The 18,684-nt window shown below is 25.7% G+C and carries 17 protein-coding genes; 12 read left to right on the top strand and 5 right to left on the bottom strand.

Annotated elements, in window-relative coordinates; genetic code table 11:
* The first annotated feature begins 7 nt into the window (after window positions 1-7).
* Entirely contained in the window at window positions 8-2,641 is a 2,634-nt protein-coding gene (locus tag H0H48_RS00940) for a valine--tRNA ligase (RefSeq protein WP_185871249.1), read from the top strand.
* 5 nt (window positions 2,642-2,646) lie between these two features.
* On the opposite strand, the gene H0H48_RS00935 is transcribed toward H0H48_RS00940, so the two are convergent.
* Genes H0H48_RS00935 through ndk form a run of 3 tightly spaced genes read right to left on the bottom strand, consistent with a single transcriptional unit; the run spans window position 2,647 to window position 4,507 of the window.
* Window positions 2,647-3,387, bottom strand: coding sequence for a TPM domain-containing protein (locus H0H48_RS00935; protein WP_185871248.1), 741 nt, complete (start codon window positions 3,385-3,387; stop codon window positions 2,647-2,649).
* Between the two features lie 22 nt (window positions 3,388-3,409).
* Window positions 3,410-4,012: a LemA family protein gene (locus H0H48_RS00930; RefSeq protein ID WP_185871247.1), complete on the bottom strand. Its 603-nt coding sequence runs from the start codon at window positions 4,010-4,012 to the stop codon at window positions 3,410-3,412.
* A 57-nt stretch (window positions 4,013-4,069) separates the two neighbouring features.
* Window positions 4,070-4,507 (bottom strand): nucleoside-diphosphate kinase, encoded by a 438-nt coding sequence (gene ndk / locus H0H48_RS00925; RefSeq protein WP_185871358.1) that lies wholly within the window; start codon window positions 4,505-4,507, stop codon window positions 4,070-4,072.
* A gap of 93 nt (window positions 4,508-4,600) precedes the next feature.
* Between ndk and H0H48_RS00920 the strand changes: the two genes are divergently transcribed.
* The 11 genes from H0H48_RS00920 (at window position 4,601) to rplT (ending at window position 17,763) form a co-directional block, all read left to right on the top strand.
* A complete protein-coding gene (locus H0H48_RS00920) occupies window positions 4,601-7,048 on the top strand; it encodes an alpha-ketoacid dehydrogenase subunit alpha/beta (protein WP_185871246.1) in 2,448 nt (815 codons plus the stop codon).
* A gap of 68 nt (window positions 7,049-7,116) precedes the next feature.
* The gene (locus tag H0H48_RS00915; protein WP_185871245.1) at window positions 7,117-8,166 is read left to right on the top strand and encodes a branched-chain amino acid aminotransferase; all 1,050 of its coding nucleotides are present in this window, start codon (window positions 7,117-7,119) and stop codon (window positions 8,164-8,166) included.
* Window positions 8,167-8,175: 9 nt separating this feature from the next.
* The gene (argS, locus tag H0H48_RS00910; protein WP_185871244.1) at window positions 8,176-9,942 is read left to right on the top strand and encodes an arginine--tRNA ligase; all 1,767 of its coding nucleotides are present in this window, start codon (window positions 8,176-8,178) and stop codon (window positions 9,940-9,942) included.
* Window positions 9,943-9,967: 25 nt separating this feature from the next.
* On the top strand, window positions 9,968-11,308 hold the full coding sequence (gene ffh, locus H0H48_RS00905) for a signal recognition particle protein (protein WP_185871243.1): 1,341 nt from the start codon (window positions 9,968-9,970) through the stop codon (window positions 11,306-11,308).
* A gap of 136 nt (window positions 11,309-11,444) precedes the next feature.
* Entirely contained in the window at window positions 11,445-13,046 is a 1,602-nt protein-coding gene (locus tag H0H48_RS00900; RefSeq protein ID WP_185871242.1) for a glycerol-3-phosphate dehydrogenase/oxidase, read from the top strand.
* Between the two features lie 44 nt (window positions 13,047-13,090).
* On the top strand, window positions 13,091-14,581 hold the full coding sequence (gene glpK, locus H0H48_RS00895) for a glycerol kinase GlpK (protein ID WP_185871241.1): 1,491 nt from the start codon (window positions 13,091-13,093) through the stop codon (window positions 14,579-14,581).
* A gap of 18 nt (window positions 14,582-14,599) precedes the next feature.
* Entirely contained in the window at window positions 14,600-15,361 is a 762-nt protein-coding gene (locus tag H0H48_RS00890) for an MIP/aquaporin family protein (RefSeq protein ID WP_185871240.1), read from the top strand.
* On the top strand, window positions 15,361-16,623 hold the full coding sequence (gene thrS, locus H0H48_RS00885; protein WP_185871239.1) for a threonine--tRNA ligase: 1,263 nt from the start codon (window positions 15,361-15,363) through the stop codon (window positions 16,621-16,623). Before H0H48_RS00890 ends, thrS begins: the two co-directional genes overlap by 1 nt.
* A gap of 35 nt (window positions 16,624-16,658) precedes the next feature.
* The gene (infC, locus tag H0H48_RS00880) at window positions 16,659-17,192 is read left to right on the top strand and encodes a translation initiation factor IF-3 (RefSeq protein WP_238785349.1); all 534 of its coding nucleotides are present in this window, start codon (window positions 16,659-16,661) and stop codon (window positions 17,190-17,192) included.
* Between the two features lie 14 nt (window positions 17,193-17,206).
* On the top strand, window positions 17,207-17,395 hold the full coding sequence (gene rpmI, locus H0H48_RS00875) for a 50S ribosomal protein L35 (RefSeq protein ID WP_185871238.1): 189 nt from the start codon (window positions 17,207-17,209) through the stop codon (window positions 17,393-17,395).
* 5 nt (window positions 17,396-17,400) lie between these two features.
* On the top strand, window positions 17,401-17,763 hold the full coding sequence (gene rplT / locus H0H48_RS00870) for a 50S ribosomal protein L20 (RefSeq protein ID WP_185871237.1): 363 nt from the start codon (window positions 17,401-17,403) through the stop codon (window positions 17,761-17,763).
* Here the strand turns inward: rplT and def are convergent.
* Window positions 17,753-18,265, bottom strand: a complete 513-nt coding sequence (gene def / locus H0H48_RS00865) for a peptide deformylase (RefSeq protein ID WP_185871236.1) — start codon at window positions 18,263-18,265, stop codon at window positions 17,753-17,755. The genes rplT and def overlap by 11 nt on opposite strands.
* 5 nt (window positions 18,266-18,270) lie before the next feature.
* Window positions 18,271-18,681 (bottom strand): Holliday junction resolvase RuvX, encoded by a 411-nt coding sequence (gene ruvX, locus H0H48_RS00860; protein WP_185871235.1) that lies wholly within the window; start codon window positions 18,679-18,681, stop codon window positions 18,271-18,273.
* Window positions 18,682-18,684 lie beyond the last annotated feature (3 nt).

The raw sequence follows: 18,684 nt of genomic DNA, 5'->3' as shown, positions 1-18,684 counted from the left end.
TAAAATTATGGATATTTCAATTAAATATAACCCAAGATTAGTAGAAAAAAAAATATATGATTATTGGATAAATGGTAATTATTTTTCATCTATTCCAGATGATCGAATTCCTTATACCATAATAATGCCACCTCCTAATATTACTGGAATTCTTCATATAGGACATATATTAAATAATACTATTCAAGATATATTGATTAGATATGCTAGAATGAATGGATATAATTCTTGTTGGATTCCTGGTACAGATCATGCTTCTATTGCAACAGAAGCAAAAATTGTTTCTTTATTAAAAGAAAAAGGACTTTCTAAAGAAATCTTGGGGAGAAGAAAATTTTTATCTTTTGTTTTAGAATGGACAAAAAAGCATAAGAATATTATATTTAATCAACTAAAAAGATTAGGATGTTCCTGTGACTGGAGTCGTATTCAGTTTACAATGAATGAAAAACTATCAAAATCCGTTATAAGAGCTTTTATTGATTTATATAATAAAGGATATATATACAGAGGGGATCATGTTGTAAATTGGGACCCAGAAGCTAAAACTACTATTTCTAATGAAGAAGTTCTTTATAAAGAACAGATAGGTAGACTTTATTATATCAGATACAAAATACAATATGAAGAGAACTACGTTACTATAGCAACAACTCGTCCTGAAACAATGTTTGGAGATACGGCTATCTGTATTCATCCAAATGATACTCGTTATTATAATTTAAAAGGAAAATATGCTGAAATACCAATGACTAATAAATTTATTCCTATTATACAGGATTCATATGTAGATATGAATTTTGGAACAGGTTGTTTAAAAGTAACTCCAGCGCATGATATTAATGATAAAAACATTGCTGATAAACATCAGTTAGATATAATTGATATCTTTAATGATGATGCTACTCTAAATGAAAAATGTCCCTCCGTATATAGGGGAATGGATCGTTTTGACGCAAGGAAAAAGATTATTGAAGATTTAAAAAAATTTGGTTTTTTTGTTCGTTGTGAAAAATTAAAACAAAAAATTGGTTTTTCAGAAAGAACATTTTCTGTCATAGAACAGAAATCATCTCTACAATGGTTCTTAAAAATGAAAAAACTGTCTGTTCCCGCTATAGAATCCGTAAAAAATGGAGACATCAAATTTCATCCAAATGAATTAAAAAAAAGTTATTTTCAGTGGATGAATAATATAAAAGATTGGAATATATCTAGACAATTATGGTGGGGACATCGTATTCCTGTTTATTATTATGGAAATGGAGATTATGATTTTGTAGTAGCGGAAAATTTTAAAATAGCTTTGGAGAAAGCTAAATTTAAAACTAAAAATCCACATATAAAAATATGGCAAGATAAAGATGTTTTAGATACTTGGTTTTCTTCTTGGTTATTACCAGTATCTGTATTTAATGGAATTATATATCCTAAAAATGATGAAATACGCTATTATTATCCAATAGAGGATATGGTAACAGGTTCTGATATATTATTCTTTTGGATTGCTCGCATGATTATATCAGGTTTTTTTTTCAAAAAAAGTAAACCATTTAAAAAAGTTTATTTTACTGGAATTATTAGAGATTCTGAAAATAATAAAATATCAAAATCATTAAATAATTCTCCAAATCCAATAGATTTAATTGAAAAATATGGAGCAGATGCTATTCGTATGGGACTTATATTAAAAACTAGTGCAGGAAAAGATTTTCATTTTAATGAAGAGATATGTTTACAAGGAAGTAACTTTTCTAATAAGATATGGAATGCTTTTCGTTTGATAAAAAGTTGGAATATAGATGAAAATGAAAATATTTATGAATCATCTAAAATTGCTATGTTGTGGATTAAAAATCGTTTTTATTCTGTTCTAGACTCTTTTGAAAACTTTTTCAAGGAATATAGATTTGATGAATCATTAATGATTTTGTATAAGTTTATATGGTATGATTTTTGTTCATGGTACCTAGAAATTGTTAAACCTAATAATAAAATCATATCGAAAATAGTTTATTTTAATACAATTTTTTGGTTTGAAAATATATTAAAATTGTTACATCCATACATGCCTTTTATCTCAGAAGAGATTTGGAATATTATTGGTAAAAGAAAAAAAGAAGAAGCTTTAACTATTTCTTCCTGGCCAAAAAAAAATATTTATGATAATAATGTTTTATATTGTTTTGAAAGAACAACTAAGGTGATATCAAAAATACGTCATATAAGAAATATGGTAAATATTTCTTATAAGGAAAGTCTTTTATTATATGTAGAAAATAAAAAAGATAACAAAATATATGATTCAATTATATTGAAATTATCGAATTTAACTAAAATAATTTCTGTATCAAAAGAACCTGTTAATATTTCATTTATTCCATTTTTTTTAGGAAAGGATAAATTTTATTTATCCATAAATAAAAATTCTGTATCCCGTAATAATATTGTTCATTTAGAGAAAAAAATTAAATATTTTTGCAATTTATTATCTACAATTAGACAAAATTTGTCTAATGATAGATATTTAAAATCTGTTCCTAGAGAACTTCTTTTAAAAGAAAGAAAAAAGGAAAGTGATACTTTAGAAAAAATAAATAATTTAAAAAAAAATTTGGAATACATAAAAAAAATGAAATAAACTAATTACCAATTTCCACTACTTCCTCCACCTCCAAAATTTCCTCCACCTCCAAAACTATCGAAATCATCTTCATTTTCATCATCATTAAAATTTTTATTTAATGGGAATAAAAAATTGATAAAAAATAATGTATTTAATAAAGATGGATCACCTATTTTTAAAAAAATAAGTAGTATAACTAAAAATAAAAAAATATAACCTAAGTAGTATGATTTACTAGTTATTTTTTTATTTTCTTTTTTAAATTTTCCCTGTAATATTTGAAATATATTTTGAAGACTTAAATCTATAGCTTGATAATAAAAATTATTTTTTAGTAATGGTTTTACTTTTTTTATAATTTTTATAGTTGATAAATCAGTTAAATATGGTTCTATTCCATATCCGTTTTGAATAGATATTTTTTTATCATTTACAGATAATAAGATTATAATTCCATTATTTTTATGCAATTTTCCTATTTTCCATTTCTCTCCCCATTTTATAGCTAAAAAATTTGGATCTTCTCCATGAAGATCTTGGATTATTGTAACTAAAATTTCTGTAGATGTTTCTTTAGAATAAAGAATTAATTTTTTATTTAATTTTTCTATTTCTATGTTTGATAAAATTCCTACATAATCCTGAATAGGGATTATTTTTTTGGGTGGGGTTGGTATATTAAATTGTCCTTTAGCTGAATCTGTGTATAATAATACTGAAATTAATAATAATATGAATAATAAATTAATAAATTTTATCATATTCTTTGAGAAATATTATTTTTTAATCAGAAAAATCTACAGATGGAGATTTTTCTGATCCTATTTTAGATTTGAAATACCCTTTTTCTTTGAAATCTGAAAAATAATTTGCAATAACAATTTTTGGAAATTGATTTCTGTAAGTATTGAAATTGTTAACTTTTTCATTAAAACGAATTCTCTCTATATTAATACGATTTTCTGTCCCTTCTAATTGATTTTGTAATTCTGAAAAATTTTGTGTAGACTTTAATTGTGGATAGTTTTCTACTATTAATAAAAATCTGTTTATAGAATGATTTAATCCATCCTGTGCTTTTTGGAATTTGTTTATTTGATTTTGATTCAAATTATTTGGATTTACACTTATAGAAGTAGCTTTAGATCTAGATTCTATAATTTGGTTTAATGTATTTTTTTCAAAATTTGCAGAACCCTTGACAGTGTTTACTAAGTTTGGAATCAATTCCAATCTACGTTGGTAAACATTTTCAACTTGTCCCCATTGTGTTTTTATATTTTCATTTAGTTTTACTAATTCGTTATAGATATTTATACTCCATATTCCTATTGAAATTAAAAATATAAAAATAGAAGAAATAATAATTAGAAAACTTTTTTTCATGTTTGTATTGTATTAAGTATTTGTTTTATTTATTATTAATAATTTATTATCCATTGATCAATTAATTAATTTACTATAGAAAATTTCTCTGTTAGGAAAATAAAATTGATATTCTTTAATAGCTTTTTCATTACTATCTGATCCATGTATTGCATTTTTTTCTAAAGAAGTAGCATATAGATTTCTTATAGTTCCTTTTTTAGCTTTAATTGGATTTTTATCTCCTATTAAGATTCTAAAATCTTTTACAGCATTTTCTTTTTCTAAAACAATTAATACTATAGGTCCAGAAGACATAAATTTAACTAGAGAATTAAAGAAAAATTCTTTTTCATGTTCTTCATAAAATTTTTTTGCTTCTTTTCTAGATATTCTTATCATCTTAATTCCTATTATATTAAATCCTGCATGAATAATTTTTGATAAAATAGGAACTAGATAGTTCTTTTGAACTGCATCTGGTTTTATAATAGAAAAAGTAATTTCTCTATACAACATATGAAATTATAATTATGAAGAAAATCTAAAATTAAATAAAGAAATTCATAAATAAAAATTACTGTATTTTCATGTGAAAAAATTAATAATATGAATAATAGGTATAATAGTGTTATAGATGATGAAGATAACTCTTTTGAATCCTTCCAAAAAAAAGTTCTAAATGATTATAAATTGGCAAGAATTAGCAGAGAAACTAGTATTCTAGGACGAAAAGAAGTATTAAATGGTAGAGCAAAATTTGGAATATTCGGAGATGGAAAAGAAATACCTCAATTAGCTATGGCAAGAGTATTTAAAAATGGAGATTTCAGATCTGGATATTATAGAGATCAAACTTTTATGATGGCTATTGGAGCTTTAACTGTTAAAAATTTTTTTTCCCAATTGTATGCTCATTCAGATTTATCTGCTGAACCAGTTTCATCTGGAAGGATGATGACTGCACATTTTGGGACTAGATTTTTAAATGAAGATGGTAGTTGGAAAGAACTTATAAAAGAAAAAAACTCTAGTGCAGATATTTCTTCTACAGCTGCTCAAATGCCAAGATTATTAGGATTAGCTCAAGCGTCTAAAATTTACAAAAAATTAAAAACCTTAAGAAAATCTCATAAGATATTTTCTTCTAATGGTAATGAGGTGGCTTTTGGCTCTATTGGTAATGCTAGTATATCTGAAGGTTTATTTTGGGAAACTTTAAATGCGGCTTCTGTGCTACAGATTCCTCTAATTATTTCTATTTGGGATGATGAATATGGAATATCTGTTCCCAATAAATATCAATTTTCAAAAAAAAATATTAATGATCTATTGTATGGATTTCATAGGAATGAAAAGGAAAAAGGAATAGAAATTATCCAAGTGAATGGATATGATTATATGGATTTAATAAGAAAATATGTTAAAGCAGATAAAATAGCACGTTATGAATATGTTCCAGTTATTATACATGTAAAAAATTTAACTCAACCGCAAGGTCACTCTACTTCTTCTTCACATGAAAGATACAAATCTAAAGAAAGATTACGATGGGAAATTAATAATGATGGAATTAAAAAATTTAGAGATTGGATTTTAAAGTTTAGGTTTGAAACTGATAAAAAATATTTTAAGAAAATTGCAAATATTTGTTTGCTAGATAAAATAGATTTAGAAGCGAAAACTTATGTAAAAAATGAGCAAGAAAAAGCATGGATAGAATTTCAAAAACCTATTAGTAATATTAAAAATGAAGTTATAAATATTATAGGAAAATTGTATGATGCTTCCATGGATAAAAAATGGATACAAAAATATGTAAAAAAATATATAAGAGAGTTGCATGATTCTAAATATCATACAAAAAAATCAATATTTCATATTGCACGAAAGTTTTTATATCTTCTTTCTCAAGTAGAATATTTTCCTCAAAAAAATTATTTAAAAGAATGGATTAAAAAAAAATATTCTAAAGAACAAGAAAATTATTCTTCACATTTATATAGTGTTTCTAAAAAATCTTCAATAAAAATTTCAGAAGTTTTTCCAGTTTATAAGAAGGATAAGGATTTTGTAGAAGTTGATGGAAGAATTGTCTTAAGAGAAAATTTTGATAAATTATTGGAATTATATCCTGATCTTTTAATCTTTGGAGAAGATGTTGGAAAAATAGGAGATGTAAATCAAGGGTTAGAAGGTCTTCAAAAAAAATATGGAGAAACTCGTGTTTTTGACACTGGAATACGTGAATCTACTATTCTAGGGCAAGGAATAGGTCTTGCTATGCGTGGTCTTAGACCTATAGTTGAAATTCAATATATAGATTATATCTTGTATGCTCTACAAATTATGAGTGATGATCTTGCTTGTTTACATTATAGAACAAAAGGTGGGCAGAAAGCTCCTGTTATTATTAGGACTAGAGGTCATAGATTAGAAGGAATATGGCATTCAGGATCTCCTATGGGAGGTATTATAAATTATTTAAGAGGTATTTTAGTTCTTGTTCCTAGAAATATGGTGAAAGCAGCGGGGTTTTATAATACTTTATTATCTGGAGATGACCCTGCGCTAGTAGTAGAATGTTTAAATGGATATAGAATAAAGGAAAAAATACCATGTAACTTAGGTTTTTTTAGAACACCTATTGGAATAGTAGATGTTACAAGAAAAGGGAAAGACATCACTATGGTTACGTATGGTTCTACATGGAGAATCGTTAATGAGGCAGCTGAAGAATTATTTAAAATCAATGTAGATGCTGAAATTATTGATATTCAATCTTTATTGCCTTTTGATTTACAAAAAGATATTGTAAAAAGTTTACAAAAAACAAATAGATTATTAATTATAGATGAAGACGTTCCAGGAGGAGCCTCTGCTTATATTTTACAGAAAATATTAGAAGAACAAAAAGGATACTATTATTTAGATATTCCTCCTGTTACGATTACAGCTAAAGAGCATCGTCCACCTTATGGTTCTGATGGAGATTATTTTTCTAAACCTTCTGTAGAAAATATTGTAGAAAAAGGATTAGAAATGATGGAAAAATAAAAAATTTTTTAAAAAAAAGAATAATTATTTATTATTATATTTGTTTTTATTAATTTTCTTTGAAAGTTATGAAAATAGATAGGGCATTAAATTCAAGAATTAATCAAATTGATTTTGATAAAATTTCTTTTGGTAGTCATTATTCTGATCATATGTTTCGTTCTGAGTTTATAAATGGTAAATGGACAAATTCTATTATAGAACCTTTTGGAAAAATAAGATTTTCACCTATATCTCTTGTTTTTCATTATGGACAAGCTGTATTTGAAGGAATGAAGGCTTATAAAGATAAAAATAATGAAGTTTTTTTATTTCGTCCAAAAGAAAATTTTAAAAGGATTAATAGATCCGCTAAACGTTTAGAGATGCCATCTATTCCAGAAGAAGTTTTTATGAATGGATTAAAAAGATTGATAGATATAGATAGAAATTGGATTCCAAAATATTATGGAAAATCCTTGTATATACGTCCATTTTTAATAGCAACAAATGGAGTATTATCAGCAAAACCTTCTAAAAACTATATGTTTATAATTATCTCTACTCCTGCAGATTCTTATTATAAACATCCTCTTAAAGTTAAAATAGAAGAGAAATACAGTCGTTCTGCATCAGGAGGTGTTGGTTTTACTAAAGCAGCTGGAAATTACGCTTCTTCTTTTTATCCTACTAGATTAGCAAATGAAAATGGATTTGATCAAATTTTATGGACAGATTCTTCTACACATACTATGATAGAAGAATCAGGAACTATGAATGTTTTTTTCTTATTAAAAAAGAAGCTTATAACACCAAAAGCAAATGATAATATTTTGAGTGGAATTACTTGTAAAAGTATTATTGATCTAGCAAAAATGGATAATATTTCTGTAGAAGAAAGAGACTTGAGTGTTTCAGAGGTTATAGAAGGATTAAAAAATGGAGAATTGAAAGAAGCTTTTGGTTGTGGAACAGCTGCTGTTATAAATTATTTTGAAATAATTAATTACAGAAAAACTAATTTTAGGTTACCGTATATTCCAGAAAATAAACGAATATCTATTCGTTTAAAGAAAATGTTATTAGATATACAGCATAATTTATCAGAAGATCCTTTTGGATGGAGAATGCATATATAAAAATATTGTATGAATGATAATTTTCAATATATAGAAGAAATAATAAGAAAATATATTTATGTTTTATATAAACTAGATTCTCGTACAGAATTAGATTTTCAGTATACTAAAAAAGAACATAAAGGAGATCTAACTTTAGTTTTGTTTTCTTTATCTAAAAAGTTAAATAAATCAGTAGAAGAGGTAGGAAATAATATAGGAAATTGTGTACAAAAAGAATTGAAAGGTTTAGTATTTTTTTCAATAGTAGGAGGTTTTTTAAATTTTATTTTTGAAGATAAATATTATGGTATTATTCTTAGGAAAATGTTAAGTTTAGATTTTTTTCATGAAAAATCAAAAAAAACATCAAAAAAAATTATCATAGAATTTTCATCTCCAAATGCTAATAAACCCCTTCATTTAGGACATATGAGAAATAGTCTTATTGGAAATTCTCTATCAGAAATTTTAAAAACACTAGGAAATAAAATAATTAAAGTTCAGATAATTAATGATAGAGGAATACATATATGTAAATCTATGATAGCATGGTTGAAATTTGGAAAAGGAAAAACTCCTGACAGTGAAAAAGAAAAAGGAGATCATTTTGTTGGAAAATATTATAATTTATTTGATAAAATTTGTAATGAGGAAATGAATAAAAATACGAAAGTATATAAAAAAATTCAAGTTCCATCAATTTTGAATCAGGCAAGAATTCTTTTGAAAAACTGGGAAGAAGGAGATTATGAGACTAGAAATGTTTGGAGAATTATGAATAAATGGGTTTATAGTGGATTCGATAAAACTTATCAAAAATTAGGAATAACTTTTGATGAAATAGAATATGAAAGTAATATTTATGAAATTGGAAAAAAAATAATTATAGAAGGTTTAAAAAAAGGAATTTTTTTTAAAAAAAAAGATGGATCAATTTGTGTTGATTTAATTAAAGAAGGATTTGATGAAAAAATTTTATTAAGATCTGATCAAACTTCTGTATATATCACTCAAGATATCGGAACAGCAGTAGAACGTTTTAAAAAATATAATATGGATAAATTAATCTATATTGTTGGAAGAGAACAAGATTATCATTTTCAAGTTCTTTTTATTATATTAAAACGTTTAGGGTATACATGGGTAGATAAATTATTACATTTATCTTACGAAATGGTATACTTACCAAGTGGAATAATGAGATCCAGAGAAGGAAAGGTAATAAATGCAGATAGTATTATTTCAAAAATGTTTTCTATTGCAAGAAATACTTTTTCAGAAAAGTATTTTAAATCTAAAGAAGAAATAAATAAATCTTCTGAAATAATAGCTTTAGGAGCTTTAAAATTTTTTTTTCTTAAAATAGCCCCCAATAAAAAAATTGTTTTCCATCCAGAAAAATCCATAGATTTTAAGGGAAAAACTGGAACGTATATTCAATACACTTATTCAAGAATTCGTTCGTTAGAAAAAAAATTTTTTGAATTATGTTCATTAGTTAACCATTGTTGGTCAAATTTTAAATTTGATATCTATCAAAAGAATATGATTAAAATTATTCAAAAATATCCATTAGTAGTAAAAAAATCAGCAAATCATTTAAATCCATCTTTAATAGCAAATTATGTTTATGAAGTAGCTAAAACTTTTAATCATTTATACCAAAATAAAAAACTTATAGATCCTATGAATTTATTTTATAGTAATATGTCTATGAATATTATTCATGTAACAGGAAATATTTTGAAATTTTGTATGAATTTATTAGGAATAAAAATGTTAGATCGTATGTAAATAAATATAAATAACTTGATTAGATATGTTTAAAAATTTACAAAAAAAAATTGATAAGTCTCTTCAAATTTTAAAGGGGAATAATAAAATAACGGAAATTAATATTGCAAATTCTTTGAAAGAAATTAGTAAAGCACTTATAGATGCAGATGTTAATTATAAAATTGCTAAAAATTTTATTAAAAAAGTTAAGGAAAAGTCTGTTGGAAGACAAGTAATTACTTCGTTAAACCCAAGACAATTAATGATAAAGATAGTATATGATGAATTAGTTTTGTTAATGGGTGGTAAGAGTAAGGAAATAAATATTTCTAAAACTAAAAATCCTTCTATTATATTAATATGTGGATTACAAGGAAGTGGAAAAACAACTTTTTCTGCTAAACTAGCTCTATTTTTAAAGAAAAAAAATTATTATCCATTATTAGTAGCTGCAGATATCTATCGTCCAGCAGCTGTAGATCAGTTAAAAATTCTTGTAGAAAAAATTGATATTCCTGTTTTTTCTAAAAAAACATCTGATATTTTAGATATATTAGATCAATCTATACTATACGCTTCTAAAAAAAAAAGAAATGTAATCATTATAGATACAGCTGGAAGATTATCTATTGATAAAGTTATGATGGATGAGATAAAAAATATCTACAAATATTCTAATCCAGATGAAACTTTATTTGTTGTAGATTCAATGACAGGACAAGATGCTATAAACACTGCTGAATGTTTTTCAAATGTATTGAATTTTAATGGAATTGTAATGACAAAATTAGATGGAGATAGTAGGGGAGGAGCTGCTATAACTATATCTAGTTTAATAGGTAAACCAATTAAATTCATTAGTAATGGAGAAAGAATAGAAGATATAGAAGTATTTCATCCAGATAGAATAGCTAACAGAATTTTGGGAATGGGAGATGTAGTTTCGTTGGTTGAAAAAGTACAAGAACAGTTTGATGAAAAAAGGACAAAAAATATTTATAATAAAATATCAAAAGATCGTTTCAATTTTGAAGATTTATTAGAACAGTTTAAACAAGTAAGAAAAATAGGAAGTATAAAAAATATTGTATCAATGATACCTGGTATGGAAAAGTTTTTTGGTATTTTAAATGATAAAGAAGATTCTTTTAAAGAAATAGAAACAATTATTTTATCAATGACTCCTTATGAAAGAAAAAATCCAAAAATACTTAATAATATTAGTAGGAGAAAAAGAATATCTGTAGGAAGTGGAATTTCATTAAATCATATAGATTCTTTTTTAAAAAAATTTTATAGTATGAATAAAATCATGAAAAAAATTAATACTAGTTCCAGACAGGATCTCATAAAAGATTTTTTGTCAAAAATGATGCAAAGGTAATATTAATATTTAAATTAAATTAATTTCAATAAAAATTTTATTTTATTGAAATTAATTTTAATTTTGTTCCTTTGATATTTGATATTTTTAATAATTACAATAGGATTAATGTTCCATTTGTAATTTTAATTGAAACATGATGAAAGGTTTTTTAAATAGAGATAGATTTTTAAACATTTTAGAAAATGTAGAAAATGTTTGGGACATTGTCATTATTGGAGGTGGAGCTACAGGATTAGGTATAGCTCTTGATTCTGCTTCTAGGGGATATAAAACTTTACTTTTAGAACAATCAGACTTTTCTAAGGGTACTTCTAGTAGAAGTACAAAATTAGTTCATGGTGGAATACGATATTTAGCTCAGGGAAATATAAAATTAGTTTATGAAGCTTTACAGGAAAGAGGTTTATTATTAAAAAATGCTCCTCATTTAGTTAAAAAGAAAAAATTTGTGATTCCAATTTTTAGTTGGAGAATGGCTTTTTTATATTGGAGTGGTTTAAAGATTTATGAATGGTTAGCCGGAACTTTAAGTTTTGGAAAATCAAGATTTCTATCTAAAAATGAAATTATTCATAATTTTCCAGGAATTAAAAGTAATAAATTAAAAGGAGGTATTCTATATTATGATGGACAATTTGATGATGCACGTTTAGCTATTAATTTAGCACAAACTTGTGTAAAAAATGGTGGTGTTTTATTAAATTATTTTCAAGTAAAGAATTTAATAAAAAAAGAAGATAATAAAATATCTGGAGTTATTGCTTGCGATATTGAAACTAAAAAAGAATATAATATTTATTCAAAAATAGTTATTAACGCTACAGGTATTTTTTCTGATATCATTTCAAAAATGGATGACTCTACTTGGCCAACATTAATAAAACCAAGCCAAGGGACACATATTATATTAAATAAATCGTTTTTTAGTAGTTCAGATGCTATAGTGATTCCAAAAACTACTGATGGTAGAGTTTTGTTTTGCGTTCCATGGTATGATCATGTTTTAGTTGGAACAACAGATACTTGTTTAGAAAAAAGTGTCCTAGAGCCAAAACCTTTAGAAGAAGAAATAGATTTTATTTTACAAAACTTCAAAAAATATTTTATTTTTAATCCAAAAAAAAGTGATATACTGAGCGTTTTTTCTGGATTAAGACCTCTTGTTTTACCTAAAAATTCATCTTCTATAACTAAAACCAAAGATATTTCAAGGTCTCATAAACTTATGATTAGTGCTTCTGGGCTGATAAGTATTATAGGTGGAAAATGGACAACATATAGAAAAATGGCGGAAGAAACGGTAAACAAAGCTATTGAAATAGGAAAATTTAATAAAATGCCATCTATAACAAAAAATCTTAAGATTTATGGATCTTATTCTTCATATGAAAATAAAAATTTCCGTTGGAAAAAATATGGAGAAGATGAATATTATATTAGAAAATTAATTGAAGAAAATCCTCTATTAGGAGAACCGTTAATATCCAATTGTTCTTATTATTCGACTAAGGCTGAAGTTATATGGATGGTTCGTAATGAAATGGCTAGAACTATTGAAGATGTTTTAGCAAGAAGATTTCGTCTTTTATTTTTAAACGCTAAAAAAGCAGTAGAGATAGCACCAAAAATAGCAAAATTAATGGCGAAGGAACTATCTAGAGATGAAAAATGGGAGAAATCACAAATAACTTCTTTCAAAGAATTAGCTATGCAATATCATTATCCACAGACTTAGATTAGATAAAAAAATGTCGTAATACCTTTATTTATTATCATCATATGAAAAAGTATGTACTATCATTAGATCAAGGAACTACTAGTTCTAGAGCTATTATTTTTGATAGGAGTGGGGATATTATATCCGTAGCTCAAAGAGAATTTACACAAATTTATCCTTATCCTGGATGGGTAGAACATAATGCAGAAGAGATATGGTCTACGCAAGCATCAGTTGCATTAGAGGCTATATTAAAAGCAAATTTAGAAGGAGAAAATATTGAATCAATAGGAATTACCAATCAGAGAGAAACTACTGTAGTATGGGATAAAAAAACAGGAGAACCAATTTTTAATGCCATAGTATGGCAAGATCGACGAACATCAAAATACTGCGATCGAATAAAAGGAGAAGGTTTAACTGAAATGATTAGAAAAAAAACTGGATTAATCATAGATCCTTATTTTTCTGCTACAAAAATTAAGTGGATATTAGATAACGTTCCAGGAGCAAAGAAAAAAGCTTTTTCTGGATCTTTAGCTTTTGGAACGATAGATTCTTGGCTAATATGGAATTTGACTGGAAAGGAAATTCATGTAACAGATGTTACTAATGCATCTCGTACTATGCTTTTTAATATTCATACCCTTAATTGGGACCAAGAATTAATTGATTTATTTGATATTCCAAAAACAATGCTTCCAGAAGTAAAATCGTCAAGTGAAATATTCGGTTACACAACGGGTAATATTTTATCTCATAAAATTCCAATATCTGGTATTGCAGGAGATCAACAAGCTGCCCTTTTTGGTCAAATGTGTACTAAAATTGGGATGGTAAAAAATACTTATGGAACAGGATGTTTTATGTTAATGAATGTTGGGGAAAATCCAGTATTTTCTCAAAATAATTTAATAACTACAATTGCTTGGAAAATAAAAAATAAAGTTCAATACGCTTTAGAAGGAAGTGTTTTTATTGCAGGAGCTGTTGTACAATGGCTTAGGGACGGATTAGGTCTTATATTATCTTCAAATGAAGCTGAAATTTTAGCTTCATCAGTAGAAAATACAGAAGGATTATATATGGTTCCAGCATTCTCCGGATTAGGAGCTCCTTATTGGGATCAAAAAGCAAGAGGAACTATTGTTGGAATCACAAGAGGAACTTCTTCTGCTCATTTTGTACGTGCAGCGTTAGAAAGCATTGCTTTTCAAAATATGGATGTCTTAAAAGCAATGGAAGCAGATTCTGGGATTTCTATAAAAGAACTTCGTGTAGATGGAGGTGCTACTGTAAATAAGTTACTAATGCAATTTCAATCTGATATATTAAATGTTAAAGTTGTAAAATCAAAAATTTCAGAATTAACAGCAGCAGGAGCAGCTTATCTAGCTGGATTAGCAGTAAATTATTGGACTAGTTTAGAAGAAATTCAAGATAAATGGCGATTAGAACAAATTTTTGAACCAAAAGGAATGTCTAGTCGTTTAGAAATGATTCAAGGATGGAAAAGAGCTATAAAAACTACTCGTTCTTGGTCTAATAAATAAAAAAATAAAAAAAATAAAATGACAGGAATATCTGCAGAAATTATAGGAACGACAATTTTAGTATTTTTAGGAAATGGAGTAGTAGCAAATGTTCTATTAAAAAAAACTAAAGGATCTATAAATAATAATAGTAATATAGGATGGCTTATAATTGCTATAGGATGGGCTTTAGCTGTTTTTATGGGAATTATTGTATCATCACCGTATAGTGGAGCTCATTTAAATCCATGTGTTACGATAGGATTTGCTATAGTAGGAAAATTTGAATGGAATCTTGTTCCTTTTTATATTATTTCTCAATTAATTGGATCTATGTTGGGATCTTTATTAGTATGGGTTTTATATAAAGATCATTTTAATAATACTAAAAATGAAGAAAATAAATTACTAGCAATTTTTTCTACTGTTCCTTCTATAAGAAATTTATTTTATAATTTTTTGAGTGAAGTTTTAGCTACTTTTATTTTTATATTTATTTGTTTATCTCTAACAACAGAGGGAGTCCTTTTTTTTAAAGGAGAAAAATGTATCCTAGGATTAGGATCTTTAGGTGCAGTTCCATCTTCTTTATTAGTATTAGGAATTATTTTATCTTTAGGAGGTGCAACAGGAGCTGCCATAAATCCTGCACGTGATTTAGGGCCAAGAATAATATATTCTATAATTCCAATTACTGGTAAGGGGAAAAGTGATTGGAATTACGCATTTATTCCAATATTTGGTCCTATTATTGGGTGTATAATGGCTGCATATTTATATTTAGTTATAAAAATTTTGTAATGGATAAATCAGTTCATTTTTTAAAAGAAAATGAAAATCACGATCATAGAAAAATAGGTAAAAAATTGAAATTTTTTGTTTTTTCTGATAGAGTTGGAAGTGGATTACCATTATGGTTACCAAAGGGGGTTTTTTTTAGAAAAAAATTAGAAGAATTTTTAACAAATATTCAAGAAAAATCAGGATATGAGACGGTTATAACACCACATATTGGACACAAAAAGTTATATATAAAAAGTGGACATTGGGATAAATATGGAAAAGATAGTTTTAAAACTATTAGAACCCCTAGAAAAGGGGAAGAATTTATTTTAAAACCTATGAATTGTCCTCATCATTGTGAAATTTATCGTTCTCAAGAGTGGTCATATAGAGATTTACCTGTACGTTTTGCTGAATTTGGAACAGTTTACCGTTACGAACAGAGTGGAGAACTTCATGGATTAACAAGAGTTAGATCTTTTACTCAAGATGATGCGCATATTTTTTGTACATATGATCAATTATTGGAAGAATTTAAGAAAGTAATAAATCTAGTTTTTTATGTATTTCGTTATTTAGGTTTTTTAGATTACACAGTAAGAATTTCTTTAAGAGACCCAAAAAAAAAAGAAAATTATATAGGATCCGAAATAAATTGGAAAAATGCTGAATATGCTATATTAAAAGCAGTAGAACAAGAAAAAATAAATGCGTCCATAAATTATGGAGAAGCTGCATTTTATGGTCCAAAATTAGATTTTCTTATTAAAGATTCTTTAGGAAGAAAATGGCAACTTGGGACAATTCAAGTCGATTATAATTTACCTGAAAGGTTTGATTTATTTTACAAAGGAAAGAATAATAAAAAACATCGTCCAGTAATGATACATAGAGCTCCTTTTGGTTCTTTAGAACGTCTTATAGCTATTATGATAGAACATACAAAAGGTAACTTTCCTTTATGGTTAGTTCCATTACAAGTTATTATACTTCCTATAAGTGATAAATATATAATTTATGCAAAAAAAATTTTAAATTTGATGCTAAAATACGATATTCGTGTATCTACTGATAGTAGAAATGAAAATATTTCCAAAAAAATTAGAGACGCTGAGGACAATAAAATTCCTTATATGGTAATATTAGGAGAAAAAGAAAAAAAAAATGAATTGATTTCAATACGACGTCATGGAATTGGAGATCTTGGGATATTTTCTATTGCTCATGGAGTAGATAAAATTTTTAATGAAATAAATATTAAAACTTTAAAGCTATTATAAAAAAAAAATTTCCAAGAGGGAAAAGAAAAAAAAGAATATCCCGACCATTACAAGAAAAAAAAGAAAGATATCGCATAAATAATAATATCACATCAAACAAAGTTCGTTTAGTAGGTGATTCTATTATAGAAAATGGAATTTATCCTATAGAAAAAGCTGTTCAATTTTCTAAAGATAGAGGATTAGATTTGATTGAAATAAATCCTAAATTATCTCCACCTGTGTGTAAGATACTTGATTACAAAAAATTTTTGTATGAGCAGAAAAAAAGAAAAAAACAATTTAAAGCTAAACAAATTAAAATAAATACCAAGGAAATTAGATTCGGACCACAAATAGGAGATCATGATGGAAAAGTAAAAATAAAAAGTGCTGAAAAATTTTTAATGCGTGGAGATAAAGTAAAAGTATTTGTTTTTTTTAAAGGACGTTCTATAGTATACAAAGATCAAGGAAAAATGAAATTGTTAAAGTTTGCAGAAGAAATTGGAGAATATGGAAAAGTAGAACAAATGCCTGTAATGGAGGGTAAAAGAATGTACATGATATTAGCACCTAAAAAGTTATAATTACTAAAAAAATTATGCCGAAATTAAAAAAAAAATCAGGATCGAAAAAAAGATTTAAAAAAACAGCTAATGGATATATAAAAAAAAAACATGCTTTTAAAAATCATTTACTAACTAAAAAATCAAAAAAGAGAAAACGAAATCTATCTAAATTTTCTCTATTGAATAGATCAGATAAAAAAAATATAATAAAACAAATTTAAAATTTATGCCTAGGTCTACAAATTCTGTTTCTTCCAGAAGAAGAAGAAAGAAAATATTAAAGTTAGCAAAAGGTTTTTACGGATCAAGAAGTAAAGTCTATACAGTAGCTAAAAATGCAGTAGAAAAATCTTTGCTTTATGCTTTTTCTGGAAGAAAAAAAAGGAAGAGAGATTTTAGAAAACTTTGGATTCAACGTATTAATGCAGGAGTTCGACAATATGGTAAATCATATTCGGAGTTTATGAAGAAATTATCAGAAAAGAAAATTAAAATAAATAGAAAAATTATTTCCGATATTTCAATGAATGATCCAAATAGTTTCAAAAAAATATTTGATTTTGTATATTCGAAAAATATTACCTATTAATAATTTTATTTACGATTAGTTTTCTTTTTAAATATGGTAAATAGTCAATAAATAATTTCCCTTCAATATGATCATATTCATGTTGAATAACTCGTGAACGTATACCAGTAATGTATTTTTTCTGTTTTTCCCAATTGTGATTATAATATTCGATTAATATATTTGATCTTCTTTTTACATATTCCATAACTCCAGGAATACTTAGGCATCCTTCGTTAAATTCATAATTTTTTCCATTAATTTTTAATATTCTAGCATTAATGAATACTTCTTTATATGTATTGATATTTTTTCCTTCCATAAAAGGAGTATCAACGATAAAAAGTCTAACATTTTTTCCAATTTGAGGAGCAGCTAATCCTATCCCTTGGACTTTATGTATTGTTTCAAACATATCTTTTATCAATCGATTAATTTCTTTCTTGCAAGAATTTTGTAAATCAATATCTATACTTTTTTTTCTTAAAATTGGGTTACCATAAAGAACTATAGGTAATATCATAAAAATTAATTTTTTTTAAGATAAGATTGTAGAATAATTATAGCGCTTATTTTATGTAATATTTCTTTTTTTCTTCTTTTTTTCTTTTTTATCCCTGATTCTATCATAGCATGAAATGCAATTTTAGATGTAAAACGTTCATCTAATCTATCTATCCTAATTCTAGGATATTGTAATCTAAATTTGAAAATAAATTTTTTAATATATTTTTCTATTGAAAATTCTTCATTATTTAGGTTTTTTGGTAAACCTATAACTATTTTTTCTATTGAATTTTCAATTTTAAATGATTTTAGAAAATTCATTAATTTGTTAGTAGGGATAACATCTAGTCCAAAAGCAAATTTTTTTTTAGAATCTGTAATAGATAATCCTGTCATTTTCTTTCCATAATCTATTCCCAATATTTTTGACATTTT

This window comes from Blattabacterium cuenoti, assembly GCF_014252055.1.
GTDB classification, from domain to species: domain Bacteria; phylum Bacteroidota; class Bacteroidia; order Flavobacteriales; family Blattabacteriaceae; genus Blattabacterium; species Blattabacterium cuenoti_D.
This window is presented reverse-complemented; position numbering and strand designations above follow the sequence as displayed.

Excerpts from the sequence above, each read along its gene's own strand:
- H0H48_RS00940 (WP_185871249.1), top strand. The coding sequence starts at position 8 with ATGGATATTTCAATTAAATATAACCCAAGATTAGTAGAAAAAAAAATA.
- H0H48_RS00935 (WP_185871248.1), bottom strand. The coding sequence starts at position 3,387 with ATGATAAAATTTATTAATTTATTATTCATATTATTATTAATTTCAGTA.
- H0H48_RS00930 (WP_185871247.1), bottom strand. The coding sequence starts at position 4,012 with ATGAAAAAAAGTTTTCTAATTATTATTTCTTCTATTTTTATATTTTTA.
- H0H48_RS00920 (WP_185871246.1), top strand. The coding sequence starts at position 4,601 with ATGAATAATAGGTATAATAGTGTTATAGATGATGAAGATAACTCTTTT.
- H0H48_RS00915 (WP_185871245.1), top strand. The coding sequence starts at position 7,117 with ATGAAAATAGATAGGGCATTAAATTCAAGAATTAATCAAATTGATTTT.
- argS (WP_185871244.1), top strand. The coding sequence starts at position 8,176 with ATGAATGATAATTTTCAATATATAGAAGAAATAATAAGAAAATATATT.
- ffh (WP_185871243.1), top strand. The coding sequence starts at position 9,968 with ATGTTTAAAAATTTACAAAAAAAAATTGATAAGTCTCTTCAAATTTTA.
- H0H48_RS00900 (WP_185871242.1), top strand. The coding sequence starts at position 11,445 with ATGATGAAAGGTTTTTTAAATAGAGATAGATTTTTAAACATTTTAGAA.
- glpK (WP_185871241.1), top strand. The coding sequence starts at position 13,091 with ATGAAAAAGTATGTACTATCATTAGATCAAGGAACTACTAGTTCTAGA.
- H0H48_RS00890 (WP_185871240.1), top strand. The coding sequence starts at position 14,600 with ATGACAGGAATATCTGCAGAAATTATAGGAACGACAATTTTAGTATTT.
- thrS (WP_185871239.1), top strand. The coding sequence starts at position 15,361 with ATGGATAAATCAGTTCATTTTTTAAAAGAAAATGAAAATCACGATCAT.
- rpmI (WP_185871238.1), top strand. The coding sequence starts at position 17,207 with ATGCCGAAATTAAAAAAAAAATCAGGATCGAAAAAAAGATTTAAAAAA.
- rplT (WP_185871237.1), top strand. The coding sequence starts at position 17,401 with ATGCCTAGGTCTACAAATTCTGTTTCTTCCAGAAGAAGAAGAAAGAAA.
- def (WP_185871236.1), bottom strand. The coding sequence starts at position 18,265 with ATGATATTACCTATAGTTCTTTATGGTAACCCAATTTTAAGAAAAAAA.
- ruvX (WP_185871235.1), bottom strand. The coding sequence starts at position 18,681 with ATGTCAAAAATATTGGGAATAGATTATGGAAAGAAAATGACAGGATTA.